Source organism: Streptomyces durocortorensis, from assembly GCF_016901035.1.
Lineage (GTDB): Bacteria > Actinomycetota > Actinomycetes > Streptomycetales > Streptomycetaceae > Streptomyces > Streptomyces durocortorensis.
Genome location: NZ_JAFEUF010000004.1, coordinates 54,489 through 68,092, shown reverse-complemented (window position 1 = coordinate 68,092; position 13,604 = coordinate 54,489). Strand labels below are relative to the sequence as shown.

General features: G+C 68.2%; 13 protein-coding genes. 6 read left to right on the top strand and 7 right to left on the bottom strand.

Annotated features, from left to right (window positions below; all coding sequences use genetic code 11):
- Nucleotides 1-176: 176 nt before the first annotated feature.
- From JS521_RS01900 to JS521_RS01890, 3 genes are all read right to left on the bottom strand, one after another.
- Entirely contained in the window at nt 177-1,259 is a 1,083-nt protein-coding gene (locus JS521_RS01900; protein WP_205080950.1) for an inositol-3-phosphate synthase, read from the bottom strand.
- A 59-nt stretch (nt 1,260-1,318) separates the two neighbouring features.
- Nucleotides 1,319-2,026, bottom strand: a complete 708-nt coding sequence (locus JS521_RS01895) for a PadR family transcriptional regulator (RefSeq protein ID WP_205080949.1) — start codon at nt 2,024-2,026, stop codon at nt 1,319-1,321.
- A gap of 520 nt (nt 2,027-2,546) precedes the next feature.
- Nucleotides 2,547-2,738: a hypothetical protein gene (locus JS521_RS01890; RefSeq protein ID WP_205080948.1), complete on the bottom strand. Its 192-nt coding sequence runs from the start codon at nt 2,736-2,738 to the stop codon at nt 2,547-2,549.
- Between the two features lie 27 nt (nt 2,739-2,765).
- Between JS521_RS01890 and JS521_RS01885 the strand changes: the two genes are divergently transcribed.
- Both JS521_RS01885 and JS521_RS01880 read left to right on the top strand, forming a co-directional pair.
- Complete coding sequence (locus tag JS521_RS01885; RefSeq protein WP_205080947.1) at nt 2,766-5,189, top strand: transglycosylase domain-containing protein; 2,424 nt, start codon at nt 2,766-2,768, stop codon at nt 5,187-5,189.
- A 172-nt stretch (nt 5,190-5,361) separates the two neighbouring features.
- Nucleotides 5,362-6,876, top strand: coding sequence for a glycosyltransferase family 87 protein (locus JS521_RS01880; protein ID WP_372448544.1), 1,515 nt, complete (start codon nt 5,362-5,364; stop codon nt 6,874-6,876).
- 32 nt (nt 6,877-6,908) lie between these two features.
- Here JS521_RS01880 and JS521_RS01875 read toward each other — a convergent pair whose 3' ends face one another.
- The 3 genes from JS521_RS01875 to JS521_RS01865 form a co-directional block, all read right to left on the bottom strand.
- Nucleotides 6,909-7,940, bottom strand: a complete 1,032-nt coding sequence (locus tag JS521_RS01875) for an alanine racemase (RefSeq protein WP_205080945.1) — start codon at nt 7,938-7,940, stop codon at nt 6,909-6,911.
- A gap of 78 nt (nt 7,941-8,018) precedes the next feature.
- A complete protein-coding gene (locus tag JS521_RS01870) occupies nt 8,019-9,137 on the bottom strand; it encodes a lipid II:glycine glycyltransferase FemX (protein WP_205080944.1) in 1,119 nt (372 codons plus the stop codon).
- A 130-nt stretch (nt 9,138-9,267) separates the two neighbouring features.
- Nucleotides 9,268-9,579 carry a hypothetical protein gene (locus JS521_RS01865; RefSeq protein WP_205080943.1) on the bottom strand — a complete coding sequence of 104 codons (312 nt, stop codon included), beginning with the start codon at nt 9,577-9,579 and terminating at the stop codon, nt 9,268-9,270.
- A gap of 334 nt (nt 9,580-9,913) precedes the next feature.
- On the opposite strand from JS521_RS01865, the gene rpsF reads away from it, so the two are divergent.
- The 4 genes from rpsF (at nt 9,914) to rplI (ending at nt 11,640) form a co-directional block, all read left to right on the top strand.
- Nucleotides 9,914-10,204, top strand: coding sequence for a 30S ribosomal protein S6 (gene rpsF / locus JS521_RS01860; protein ID WP_018957345.1), 291 nt, complete (start codon nt 9,914-9,916; stop codon nt 10,202-10,204).
- A gap of 74 nt (nt 10,205-10,278) precedes the next feature.
- Nucleotides 10,279-10,896 carry a single-stranded DNA-binding protein gene (locus JS521_RS01855; RefSeq protein WP_030077281.1) on the top strand — a complete coding sequence of 206 codons (618 nt, stop codon included), beginning with the start codon at nt 10,279-10,281 and terminating at the stop codon, nt 10,894-10,896.
- Between the two features lie 42 nt (nt 10,897-10,938).
- A complete protein-coding gene (gene rpsR / locus JS521_RS01850) occupies nt 10,939-11,175 on the top strand; it encodes a 30S ribosomal protein S18 (protein WP_003967857.1) in 237 nt (78 codons plus the stop codon).
- A gap of 18 nt (nt 11,176-11,193) precedes the next feature.
- Entirely contained in the window at nt 11,194-11,640 is a 447-nt protein-coding gene (gene rplI, locus JS521_RS01845; protein WP_003967856.1) for a 50S ribosomal protein L9, read from the top strand.
- A 172-nt stretch (nt 11,641-11,812) separates the two neighbouring features.
- Here rplI and JS521_RS01840 read toward each other — a convergent pair whose 3' ends face one another.
- Nucleotides 11,813-13,150 carry an MATE family efflux transporter gene (locus tag JS521_RS01840; RefSeq protein WP_205080942.1) on the bottom strand — a complete coding sequence of 446 codons (1,338 nt, stop codon included), beginning with the start codon at nt 13,148-13,150 and terminating at the stop codon, nt 11,813-11,815.
- Between the last annotated feature and the right edge of the window lie 454 nt (nt 13,151-13,604).

Below are 13,604 nucleotides of genomic sequence, written 5' to 3'. Positions count from 1 at the left end.
TTGGGTCGCGCGGCGCGCTCGCGTGCCGCCGATCTCCTCCACCTCCCCCCTTGCCCCCCCCGCCCCCGGGGGGGGGCGGGGGGCGCCCCCCCCCCCCCCCCCCCCCGACGTGCGGCAGGAGGAGGTGAGCGTCTCGGCTCAGCGCTCCGGTGAAGCTGTCAGCCGAGAAGGCCGGTTCAGCGCTCGGCGTCGCCGCTGATGAACTTCTCGACGTTCTCACGGGCCTCGTCGTCGAAGTACTGGACGGGCGGAGACTTCATGAAGTAGCTCGACGCGGAGAGGATGGGGCCACCGATGCCGCGATCCTTGGCGATCTTCGCCGCACGGACGGCGTCGATGATGACACCGGCCGAGTTCGGGGAGTCCCACACCTCGAGCTTGTACTCCAGGTTCAGCGGAACGTCGCCGAACGCGCGGCCCTCGAGGCGGACGTACGCCCACTTGCGGTCGTCCAGCCAGGCCACGTAGTCCGAGGGGCCGATGTGGACGTTGTCCGCACCGAGCTCGCGGTCGCGGATCTGCGAGGTGACGGCCTGCGTCTTCGAGATCTTCTTGGACTCCAGGCGCTCACGCTCGAGCATGTTCTTGAAGTCCATGTTGCCGCCGACGTTCAGCTGCATGGTCCGGTCCAGGATGACACCGCGGTCCTCGAAGAGCTTCGCCATCACGCGGTGGGTGATGGTGGCGCCCACCTGGGACTTGATGTCGTCGCCGACGATCGGGACACCGGCCTCGGTGAACTTGTCCGCCCACTCCTTGGTGCCGGCGATGAAGACCGGGAGAGCGTTGACGAACGCGACCTTGGCGTCGATGGCGCACTGCGCGTAGAACTTCGCGGCGACCTCGGAACCGACGGGCAGGTAGCAGACGAGAACGTCGACCTGCTTGTCCTTGAGGATCTGGACGACGTCGACCGGGGCGTCCGTGGACTCCTCGATCGTCTCGCGGTAGTACTTGCCGAGACCGTCGTGGGTGTGGCCGCGCTGGACGGTCACGCCCGTGTTCGGCACGTCCGCGATCTTGATGGTGTTGTTCTCGCTGGCGCCGATGGCGTCCGCGAGGTCGAGGCCGACCTTCTTCGCGTCGACGTCGAAGGCGGCGACGAACTCGACGTCGCTGACGTGGTAATCGCCGAACTGGACGTGCATCAGACCGGGCACCTTGCCGGCCGGATCGGCGTCCTTGTAGTACTCGACGCCCTGCACCAGCGAGGCGGCGCAGTTGCCCACGCCTACGATGGCTACGCGAACCGAACCCATTCCGGTTGCTCCCTGTGTAATCGGTGTTTCCGATGAAGTCGCCGCGGAGTGCGATGACTTCACTTGGCGGTGTCGTCGGACGGATCCGGCGGGGTGTTGTCCCGGTGCCGGGGCAGGCCGCCCGTCTCTCCAGGTGTGTCCTGCTGAGCAGAGCCCTCGGGCGAGGATCGTCGCCGATCCCGTCCCGACCGCTCGCTCTCGATGAGCTCGTTCAGCCAGCGCACTTCGCGCTCCACGGACTCCATGCCGTGCCGCTGCAGCTCAAGTGTGTAGTCGTCGAGTCGTTCGCGGGTGCGGGCGAGAGAGGCGCGCATCTTCTCCAGGCGCTCCTCCAGCCGGCTGCGCCGGCCTTCCAGAACCCGCATCCGCACATCGCGTTCGGTCTGGCCGAAGAAGGCGAAGCGCGCTGCGAAGTGCTCGTCCTCCCAGGCGTCCGGACCGGTGTGCGACAGCAGCTCCTCGAAGTGCTCCTTACCTTCTGCCGTCAACCGGTAGACGATCTTCGCCCGGCGTCCTGTCAGCGAGGAGGAGGAAGCGGCCGAGCGTCCGGCGACCGGCGCGGCGTCCGCCGGGTCACCGGCGGACTCCTCGATCAACCAGCCGCTGGCCACCAGCGTCTTGAGGCAGGGGTAGAGGGTTCCGTAGCTGAACGCACGGAAGATCCCCAGCGAGGTGTTGAGGCGTTTGCGCAGCTCATAGCCGTGCATCGGCGATTCGCGGAGCAGGCCGAGGACGGCGAACTCGAGGATGCCGGAGCGTCGGCTCACCGGTGCCTCCTCCTTCTCCCGCTGCTTCCGTCGGCACGGTCCACCGGAACCACCGGCGTACTTATGCCGTGCTGATGTATCGACTCGATACATCAGCACGATAGATCGGTCCGTCCTGATCGACAAGGGTGACCTTCGTGAACGGCGTCACATCGGCAATTCCCAGGGTTCGACTTGCGTTGTTTGGGGTGAAGTTCGGCCCTAGGCGGGTTTTGACCGTGCGTAGTCTGTGCGGCATGCAGACCACCGGGAACCGCGAGGCGCTTTCGCGCGTCAGTCATCGCGGACTGCCGGATGTACTGCGGATGAGCCTTCCGCAGTGGCTTGTCCGTAATTCGGGGGGACCGGATCTCAACTGCCGCTTCCAGGCGCTCTCGCCTGCCCGAGGAGTAGTCGTTCCATGAGCGAGCACCGTCGCAAAACGCCGCAGCCACAAGGTGGCGGGCGTGCCGCGGCCAGACGAGCCGCCCAGCAGTCGACCGGACGCCGAGCAGTCCCGTCACGCAGAGCCACGTCGGCATCACCTTCCGAATCGCCGTCCGAGTCGTACGGCGAGCAGCCTCAGTACGGCAGCCGCGCCGAGGCCCGCCGTGCGGCCCAGAAGGGCGGCCGGCGCCGGGGCGCCGACGCCGGAGGCCACGGCGCGGGCGGCGGTGGCGGGCGCCGGCGCGGTGGCGGCGGCGGTCCCGATGGCCCGGGGGGCCGCGGCCACGACCAAGGTGGCCCCGGCAAGAAGCGGATGATCGACTACCCGCGCTACGGCAAGTACGGGTTCCGTCGCTGGGTGCCCTCGTGGAAGCTGGTCTCGGGGCTCTGCCTGGGGTTCCTCGCCCTGCTGATGGGCGTGGGGGGCATCTCGTACGCCCTGGTGTCCAAGCCGAACATCAATGAAGCGGCCGAGGCTCAGAACAACGTCTACTACTGGGCCGACGGTACCCAGATGGTCGCGACCGGTGGTGCGGTCAACCGTCAGATCCTCAAGTACGAGCAGATTCCGGAGGCGATGCGCAACGCCGTGATCTCCGCCGAGAACAAGAGCTTCGAGACGGACAGCGGCATCGACCCGATGGGCATCGGCCGTGCGTTGCTCAACATGGCCACGGGCGGCGAGACGCAGGGCGGATCGACCATCACCCAGCAGTACGTCAAGAACTCCAGGCTCTCGCAGGACCAGACGGTCACCCGGAAGTTCAAGGAACTCTTCATCACGCTCAAGGTGGCCGGCGAGGAGGAGAAGGAAGTCGTGATGGCCGGCTACCTCAACGTCTCCTACTACGGACGTGGGGCCTCCGGCCTGCAGGCGGCTGCCCGCACGTACTACAACAAGGACGCTGACGAGCTGGACCCGAGCGAGTGCGCCTTCCTGGCCACCCTGCTCAAGGGCGCGAGCTACTACGACCCCGCCGGCGCCACCGACATCGACAAGAAGAACGCGACCAAGGCGAAGAACACCGCGCGGGCCAAGGAACGTTGGGCGTGGATCCTCGACGAGCAGGTCGAGGACGGTCGGATGACGGCGGCGGAACGTGCCAAGTACACGAAGTTCCCGATGCCGCTGCCGCTGAAGAAGGACGCCAAGCTGGGCGGCCAGACCGGCTACCTGGTGGACCTCGCCAAGAATTACTTCCTCGCCAACAACGAGAAGAACATCACCGCCAAGCAACTCGAACTGGGCGGCTTCGAGATCCACACCACCTTCCAGAAGAAGCGGGTGGAGCAGCTCGAAGCAGCGGTGAAGAAGGTCTACAAGGCCAAGATCCGGCCCAAGGAGCGCCCCGAGACGGACACGCACGTCGAGTTCGGCGGTGCTTCCGTGGACGCGAAGACCGGCGCCATCATCGCCACGTACGGCGGTCAGGACGCCACCACGCACTTCACGAACAACGCTGACGCCACGGGCGCCCAGGTCGGTTCGACGTGGAAGCCCTTCGTGCTGGCGGCGGCCATGCAGTACGGCGTGCGCGATCCATCCGGCCCTCCGGAGCAGAATGAGTCCCAGCGCACCCAGATCTCGCCGAAGAGCATCTACAACGGCGACGACGGCCTGCGGATCAAGGACTACACCGGCAAGATCTGGCTGAACCAGGACGACGAGGAATGGCGCCAGACCAACGACGGCAACTACGACTACGGTGAGATCGACCTGCGGACGGCCATGGAGAAGTCCGCCAACTCCCCCTTCGTCCAGCTCGGCATGGACGTCGGTCCGGACAAGGTCAAGGACGTCGCCGTCGCCGCCGGTCTGAAGAACGACAAGTTCATGGCGGACGCGACCGTACCCTCGTTCTCCATCGGTACCTCGTCGCCCAGCGCCATCCGTATGGCGGGCGCCTACTCCACCTTCGCCACGAGCGGTCAGCAGAACGACACCTACTCGGTGACCGAGGTGAAGCAGGGGGGCGTGGTCGTCTTCCAGCACAAGAAGAAGACCCAGCGCGCCTTCAGCCCGATGATCGCCGACAACGTCACGGACGTGCTGAAGAACGTCGTGGAGAACGGGACGGGCGAACCCGCCAAGCTGGAGGGCCGTCAGGCCGCGGGCAAGACCGGTACGACGGACGGCAACCGGTCCGCCTGGTTCGTCGGGTACACGCCGCAGATCTCGACCGCCATCAGCATGTTCCGCCTCGACGACGACGAGACGAACAAGGAGCGCGAGTTCGAGAAGATGTTCGGAACGGGGGGCGAGGAGAAGATCCACGGAAACTCTTTCCCGGCCTCCATCTGGCACGACTACATGACCGGGGCGATGAAGGGCAAGAAGGCCATCGCCTTCCCGAAGCCGCAGGACCCGGGCGACATCGTGTGGGGCGGCGGCGCCGTCAGCCCCAGCCCGACTCCCAGCCCCACGCCGTCCGAGACGCCCTCCGAGGAGCCGACCACCCCGACGCCGACGCCGACGCCGACCACCCCGAGTCCGACGCCGACGCCGACCAAGACCTGCGGCATCTTCGACCCGAACTGCGAAGAGGCCAACGGCGGGGCGAACGCGGGGGCGGACGGCGGCGGCCAGAACGGCGGGGCCGACGGCGGCGCTGACAACGGCGGAGCCGACGGCGGCGGCGACAACTCCGGAACGACCGACGGCAGTGACAACGGCGGAGCCCAGGGAGCCAACGGCAACCCGGGCGGAACCGGCTCCATCTGGGGCACCTCCGGATAGCCGGACCGCCGGCTGCGCCCCTCAGGGCCCGGCTCATCTCAGCGGCGAGGGCCGCCGTACCCACCCGGGTGCGGCGGCCCTCGCCGCGTTCCCCCACGAGGTGCGGAGTCCTGGGCTCTCCTGCCGTGTCCCCCTGGCGGTCCTTGCCCCGGGCACAGCCCCGTACGGCAGGATGTGCGGCATGCCAAGCTCCAGCGCAGAAGACACGAGCGTGCACCAGGAACGGCCCGTCGTGCGGCCCACCGACAGGGACGAGGTCGCGGCGGCCGGCAGCGAGCTGTTCGGTGGCCGGGTGGGGCGCTGGGCGCGGCTCGGCGACGGTCCGCTCACCCCCGTCCGGGTCGTCGCGCTGGTCATGATCGGGATGTTCGCCCTGGGCATGGTGCAGAAGATCCCCTGCTACGAGTGGGCCTGGTTCCGCGGCGCCACCTCGCAGTACACGCACGCCTGCTACTCCGACATTCCGCACCTCTTTCTGGGCCGCGGGTTCGCCGACGGTCTCGTGCCGTACTTCGACCGGCTGAGCGGCGATATGCAGTACCTGGAGTACCCCGTGCTGACCGGGGTGTTCATGCAGGTCGCGGCCTGGCTGACGCTGACGCCCGACAGCGACCCCATCCAGCAGCGTGAGCAGATGTACTGGATGGTCAACGCGGGCATGCTGATGATCTGCGCGGTGGTCATCGCCGTGTGCACCGTCCGCACGCACCGGCGTCGCCCCTGGGACGGTCTCCTGGTCGCGCTGGCTCCCGCGTTCGTCCTCACCGCGACCATCAACTGGGACCTGCTTGCGGTCGCCCTGACGGCCGGGGCGATGCTCATGTGGTCCCGGGGCCGGGTGCTCGCGTTCGGCATCCTCATCGGCCTGGCCACGGCCGCCAAGCTCTATCCCGTCCTGCTGCTCGGTCCGCTCCTGGTGCTCTGCTGGCGGGCGGGCCGGTGGCGCGAGTTCGGGACGGCGCTGCTGGGAGCGGGCGCGGCCTGGCTGGTGGTCAACCTGCCGGTGATGATCTTCGCCCCCGAGGGGTGGCGGAAGTTCTACACCTTCAGCCAGGAGAGGCCCATCGACTTCGGTTCGTTCTGGCTGATCATCACGCAGCGCACCGGCAAGCCCATCGACGTGGAGACGGTCAACACCGCCTCGGTCGTCCTCATGGTCGTCTTCTGCGCGGGCATCGCCGGTCTGGCGCTCTCCGCGGCCCGCAGGCCGCGCTTCGCCCAGCTGGCGTTCCTGGTGGTGGCCGCGTTCATCCTGACGAACAAGGTCTACTCACCGCAGTACGTGCTCTGGCTGATCCCGCTGGCCGTCCTGGCCCGGCCGCGCTGGCGCGACTTCCTCATCTGGCAGGCCTGCGAGGTCATGTACTTCCTCGGCATCTGGTCCTACCTCGCCTACACCAGCGGCGGGGACAAGCACCAGGGGCTGCCGCAGGAGGGCTACCAGGTCGCGATCGCCCTGCACCTGCTGGGCACGCTGTACCTGTGCGCGCTGATCGTCCGGGACATCCTCCTGCCGGAGAAGGACCCGGTACGCGGGGACGGGTCGGACGACCCGTCGGGCGGGGTGCTCGACGGGGCTCCGGACGCCTTCGTGCTGGCTCCCGAGGCCCGTTCGTCCGGGCACGCGGCCCGGACGGTCACGGGGCCTCAGGTGGAGTGGGGCGCGACGCCCACCCGGGACGGCTGAGCCCCGGGGGGGATCCACTCGGGCCGGGCGGCTCAGCGGTCGACGAGCCGGTCGTACTGGGTGGTCGTGTGGCGCAGGTGGGCGACCAGCTCGTCGCCGACGCGCGGCTCCTGGGCGTCCGATGGCACGAACAGGATCGACACCTGCATGTGCGGCGGCTCGGCGAACCACCGCTGCTTGCCCGCCCAGACGAACGGCGACAGGTTGCGGTTGACCGTGGCCAGGCCCGCGCGGGCGACGCCCTTGGCCCTCGGCATCACGCCGTGCAGCGCCTTGGGCGCCTCCAGGCCGACGCCGTGGGACGTACCGCCGGCCACGACGACCAGCCAGCCGTCGGAGGCGGCCTTCTGCTGGCGGTAGCCGAACCGGTCGCCCTTGACGACGGGGGTGACGTCCAGGACGGCCCCCCGGTACTCGGTGGCCTCGTGGTCGCCGAGCCAGAGCCGGGTGCCGATCCGGGCGCGGAAGCGGGTCTGCGGGAACTGCTGCTGGAGCCGGGCCAGCTCCTCGGCGCGCAGATGGCTGACGAACATGGTGTGCAGCGGCAGCCGGGCCGCGCGCAGCCGGTCCATCCAGCCGATGACCTCCTCGACGGCGTCGGAGCCGTCGGTGCGGTCCAGCGGCAGGTGCAGCGCGAAGCCTTCGAGCCGTACGTCCTCGATCGCCGCGTGCAGCTGCCCCAGCTCCTCCTCCTTGACGCCGTGGCGCTTCATCGAGCTCATGCACTCGATGACGACCCGGGCGCCCACCAGGGCGTGCACCCCGTCGACGGAGGAGACGGACCGGATGACGCGGTCCGGCAGCGGTACGGGCTCCTCGCCCCGCCGGAACGGGGTCAGGACGAGCAGATCCCCGCTGAACCAGTCCTTGATCCTGGCCGCCTCGTAGGTCGTCCCGACGGCGAGGGTGTCGGACCCGAAGCGGATCGTCTCGTCGGCGAGGCGCTCATGGCCGAAGCCGTAGCCGTTGCCCTTGCAGACGGGTACGAGCTCGGGGAACTGGTCGATCACGGACTTCTGGTGCGCCCGCCAGCGCGCGGTGTCGACGTAGAGGGAGAGCGCCATGGCCGGCCCGGAACCTTTCTGGTGGCTGCGGTGAATCAGGAACGAACGGGATGTGCGGAGATGGGTGAGCGAAGCCGGTCAGCGGCGCGACATATACATGTCGAGCGCCTTGTGGAGGAGCTTGTTGAGCGGGAAGTCCCACTCGCCGACGTACTCGACGGCCTCGCCGCCGGTGCCGACCTTGAACTGGATCAGGCCGAAGAGGTGGTCGGTCTCGTCCAGCGAGTCGCTGATGCCGCGCAGGTCGTAGACGGTGGCGCCCATCGCGTAGCTGTCGCGCAGCATCCGCCACTGCATGGCGTTCGACGGCCGGACCTCGCGCCCGATGTTGTCGGAGGCGCCATAGGAGTACCAGACGTGTCCGCCGACGACGAGCATCGTGGCCGCGGAGAGGTTCACGCCGTTGTGGCGGGCGAAGTAGAGCCGCATCCGGTTGGGGTCCTCGGAGTTGAGGACCGTCCACATGCGCTGGAAGTACGAGAGCGGGCGCGGGCGGAAGTGGTCGCGCACGGCGGTGATCTCGTACAGCCGCTGCCACTCGGCCAGGTCCTCGTAGCCGCCCTGGACGACCTCGACGCCGGCCTTGTCGGCCTTCTTGATGTTGCGGCGCCACAGCTGGTTGAAGCCCTTGAGGACGTCCTCCAGGGAACGGTTGGCCAGCGGCACCTGGAAGACGTAGCGGGGCTGTACGTCACCGAATCCGGCGCCGCCGTCCTCGCCCTGCTGCCAGCCCATCTTCCGCAGCCGGTCCGCGACCTCGAAGGCGCGCGGCTCGATGTGCGTGGCCTCGACGTCGCGGAGGCGCTTCACGTCCGGGTCCTGGATGCCGGACTTGATGGCCGCGGAGTCCCAGCGGCGGATGACCACCGGCGGGCCCATCTTCACGGAGAAGGCACCCTGCTGCTTGAGGTGGGCGAGCATCGGCTGGAGCCAGTCGTCCAGGTTCGGCGCGTACCAGTTGATGACCGGGCCCTCGGGGAGGTACGCCAGGTAGCGCTTGATCTTGGGCAGCTGGCGGTACAGGACGAGGCCGGCGCCGACGATCTCGCCGTTCTTGTCGAACCAGCCCAGGTTCTCCGAGCGCCATTCGGTCTTCACGTCAGCCCACGCCGGGACCTGGCAGTGACTGGCCGAGGGCAGGCTCTGGATGTATGCCAGATGCTGCTCTCGGCTGATGGTCCTCAGGGTCAGGCTCATGCGGGGCGCTCCTCGGCAGGTGTGTCCCCATCGGTCAGGGGCTCCGGCTCTCGCGCCGAAGCCTACTGTGACCGAGCCGCGCCCGGTCTGGCCCCGGGGGGACGGAACGTGGCGCGGGCCGGTGCTCCGGTCAGGTGATCACGCCGCCGAAGAGGCCGCCGTGAGCCATGCCGAGGAAGAAGCCGACGGCGGAGGCGCCGAGCCCGATGATCAGGCCGAACCGTTCGCCGGTGGTCCTGGAGACGTACATCCCGTATCCACCGGTCAGGATGCCGACCAGCCCTGCCCACGAGCTGATCAGGTGCAGGTGGTGGAACATCGCCGTCACGAAGGCGAGAGCGCCCAGCACGAGGGTCACTGCGAGCAGGGTGTCCTGGAGCGGGTGCGGCTTGCCGTCCGACGCGAAGAGCGAACCGGTGGCGGGGCGGATGGTCTGTGCCATGGAGTACCTCCTGGCCGGACAGGTGGGGGCGGGGGGATCCAGCGCCACTTCCACTGCGGCGGGTGTAGCGCCTCTCACACCGCATCTGTCTCGATTGTGCCCTCTGAGCTCCTGATTTCAACCGGAAGCCGGTCTACGGGTAGTCTGTACGGTCTGCACCGGTGTCTGCCCAGGCCAGCACGGCGAGCCTCTCCCCGAACCTCCTCCACGGGATCGTTCGGGAGCGGATTGTCAGTGCCGGGTGTTCTCCTCGGGGACGCCGTTGCACTACGCATCACGACCCTCCTGCCACGGAACGACCGTGGCCGCTGAGTCCAAAGGAGGTGGGTTTCACATGCGTCACTACGAGGTGATGGTCATCCTCGACCCCGATCTCGAGGAGCGAGCAGTCTCCCCGCTGATCGAGAACTTCCTCTCCGTCGTCCGTGAGGGCGACGGAAAGGTGGAGAAGGTCGACACCTGGGGCCGTCGTCGGCTCGCCTACGAGATCAAGAAGAAGCCCGAGGGCATCTACTCGGTCATCGACCTGCAGGCCGAGCCTGCGGTCGTCAAGGAGCTCGACCGCCAGATGAACCTGAACGAGTCGGTCCTCCGGACCAAGGTCCTCCGTCCCGAGATCCACTGAGCATCTAGCTCAGCGGTTTTCGGGTCCGAGTAGCAGCAAGCAGCCAGAAGCAATCCCCGCCGAGAGGTTCACCCATGGCAGGCGAGACCGTCATCACGGTCGTCGGCAATCTCGTCGACGACCCCGAGCTGCGCTTCACCCCGTCCGGTGCGGCGGTCGCGAAGTTCCGTGTCGCGTCCACTCCCCGCATCTTCGACCGGCAGACCAATGAGTGGAAGGACGGCGAAGGCCTGTTCCTCACCTGCTCGGTCTGGCGTCAGGCGGCGGAGAACGTCGCGGAGTCGCTCCAGCGAGGCATGCGCGTCGTCGTGCAGGGCCGGCTGAAGCAGCGGTCCTACGAGGACCGTGAGGGCGTCAAGCGCACGGTCTACGAGCTGGACGTCGAGGAAGTCGGCCCCAGCCTCAAGAACGCCACGGCCAAGGTCACCAAGACCACCGGTCGCGGTGGTCAGGGCGGCCAGGGTGGATACGGCGGCGGCCAGCAGGGCGGCGGCAACTGGGGCGGCGGTCCCGGCGGCGGTGGCCAGCAGGGCGGCGGCGGTGCACCCGCCGACGACCCGTGGGCGACCGGCGCGCCGGCCGGCGGCCAGGGCGGCGGGGGACAGCAGGGCGGCGGAGGCGGCTGGGGCGGAAGCTCCGGCGGTTCGGGCGGCTCCTCTGGCGGCGGCTACTCGGACGAGCCTCCCTTCTAGGGCTGCTCGTACCCCACTTCTTGATCACACAGGAGAAACACCATGGCGAAGCCGCCTGTGCGCAAGCCTAAGAAGAAGGTCTGCGCGTTCTGCAAGGACAAGACCCAGTACGTGGACTACAAGGACACGAACATGCTGCGGAAGTTCATTTCCGACCGCGGCAAGATCCGTGCCCGCCGCGTCACCGGCAACTGCACGCAGCACCAGCGTGACGTCGCCACGGCTGTCAAGAACAGCCGTGAGATGGCGCTGCTGCCCTACACGTCCACCGCGCGATAAGGGAAGGGTGACAACAGCATGAAGATCATCCTCACCCACGAGGTCTCCGGCCTCGGTACCGCCGGCGACGTCGTCGACGTCAAGGACGGGTACGCCCGTAACTACCTGGTTCCGCGTGGCTTCGCCATTCGCTGGACCAAGGGCGGCGAGAAGGACGTGGCGCAGATCCGCCGCGCCCGCAAGATTCACGAGATCGCGACGATCGAGCAGGCCAACGAGATCAAGGCCAAGCTCGAGGGCGTGAAGGTCCGTCTGGCTGTTCGCTCCGGCGACGCCGGCCGTCTCTTCGGCTCCGTTACCCCGGCCGACGTCGCTGCGGCGATCAAGGCTGCCGGTGGTCCCGACGTCGACAAGCGTCGCGTCGAGCTCGGCTCGCCGATCAAGACGCTCGGCGGACACCAGGTGTCCGTCCGTCTGCACCCCGAGGTCGCAGCGAAGCTCGGCGTCGAGGTCGTTGCTGCCTAAGGGCAGAGCTCAGCAGAGCCACTGAAGGGCCGCACCCTCCGGGTGCGGCCCTTCAGTGTGTTCGGATGCGCGGCGTCCGCACGGGGTGTTCGGGCGCGCGGTGTTTCACGTGAAACGAGCGGCCTGTTTCACGTGAAACAGTCGCCACAGAGCAGTCGGCGGATCGAGCTGATCAGCGCGTCGCCCCGGTCACGATCCATCGGCCCGACCGGGTGCGAAGCCAGAGCGTGATGAGGCGGACGGCCATCATCAGCGTCATCGCCCACCAGAGTGCGGTGAGCCCGCCTCCGAGGGTGGGCACCAGGAGCGCGACGGGAGCGAAGACGGCGAGCGTCACCAGCATCGCCCAGGCGAGATAGCGTCCGTCACCGGCTCCCATCAGGACGCCGTCCAAGACGAAGACCACGCCGGCGATCGGCTGTGAGACCGCCACGACCAGGAGTGCGGGGAGCAGGGCGTCCTTGACCGAGGGGTCGCTCGTGAAGAGCGGGATGAACAGGGGCCGGGCGAGCACGATCAGGACACCGAGCACGATGCCGCAGCCGATGCCCCACTCGACCATGCGGCGACAGGCCTCGCGCGCGCCCTTCTCGTCGTTCGCCCCCAGGTAGCGGCCGATGATGGCCTGCCCAGCGATAGCGATGGCGTCGAGCGCGAAGGCGGTCAGGCTCCAGAGGGAGAGGATGATCTGGTGCGCGGCGATGTCGACGTCCCCGAGCCGGGCGGCGACGGCGGTGGCGATCATCAGGACGGCGCGCAGGGACAGGGTCCGGATCAGCAGAGGGACGCCGGCCCGTGCGCTGGCCCTGATGCCGGCCGCGTCGGGGCGCAGGGAGGCACCGTGCTTCCGTGCTCCGCGGATGACCACGACGAGGTAGGCGGCGGCCATTCCGACCTGGGCGATCACCGTTCCCCACGCGGATCCGGCGATGCCGAGCCCGGCGCCGTAGACGAGGGTCACATTGAGGACGGCGTTCGCCGTGAAACCGCCGATGGCGACGTACAGCGGCGTGCGGGTGTCCTGGAGGCCGCGCAGTACGCCGGTAGCGGCGAGCACGACGAGCATGGCCGGGATCCCGAGGATGGAGATCCTCAGATACGTGATGGCGTACGGGGCTGCGGTGTCGGACGCGCCGAAGACGTCGACGAGCCAGGGGGCTGTCGGGATCGCGAGGGCGACCACGGCGGCTCCGAGCAGGAGGGCGAGCCAGATGCCGTCCATGCCCTGGCGGATGGCGGCGGGCAGATCGCCCGCCCCGACGCGGCGGGCGACGGCCGCCGTGGTCGCGTAGGCGAGGAAGACGAAGATGCTCACGGCCGTCATGAGGAGGGCCGCGGCGATGCCGAGGCCGGCCAGCTGCGGGGTGCCGAGGTGGCCGACGACGGCGCTGTCGACCATCACGAAGAGGGGCTCGGCGACGAGTGCGCCGAACGCCGGGACGGCGAGGGCGACGATCTCGCGGTCGTGTCGTCGGCGGCCGTTCTTCGGGGTCGCGGGAGCCTGGGTCATGAGGGTCAATCTAATCTTCCACAGGTAAGAGATGCAATCGCTACTTGGCCCTTACTTTCAGCCCGGTAGGGCCGTCCTCCCCGCATCGTTCGCGGTGATCTTGAAATGAGGGCGAAAGTTTTTCTCCCCCACAGTCAGTGGACGGAGAACATGCAGGTCAGAGTGGTCGCGCCGGTATCGCTATGAGTTTGTCCACAGTGCTGTCCCCTGGTCCGTGCACAGGTTCGGCACGGTTCTCCACAGCATCTGGTCCGTCGTCCACATGCCCTGTGGATAACCAGATTGGCTGACGGTGCGGAGGGGCCTACCGTGGTGCGGCGCCCGCACTCCGTTCCGGCATCGGAATCCACCGAACCAGACGCGCCGGAAGTGGAGTCGGGCGACCTGTTTGTCGGTGCCGTGCCGTAAGAAAGAGTGGCACGGCTAGGTCCGCGATGCGGACGGGAGGAGGCGG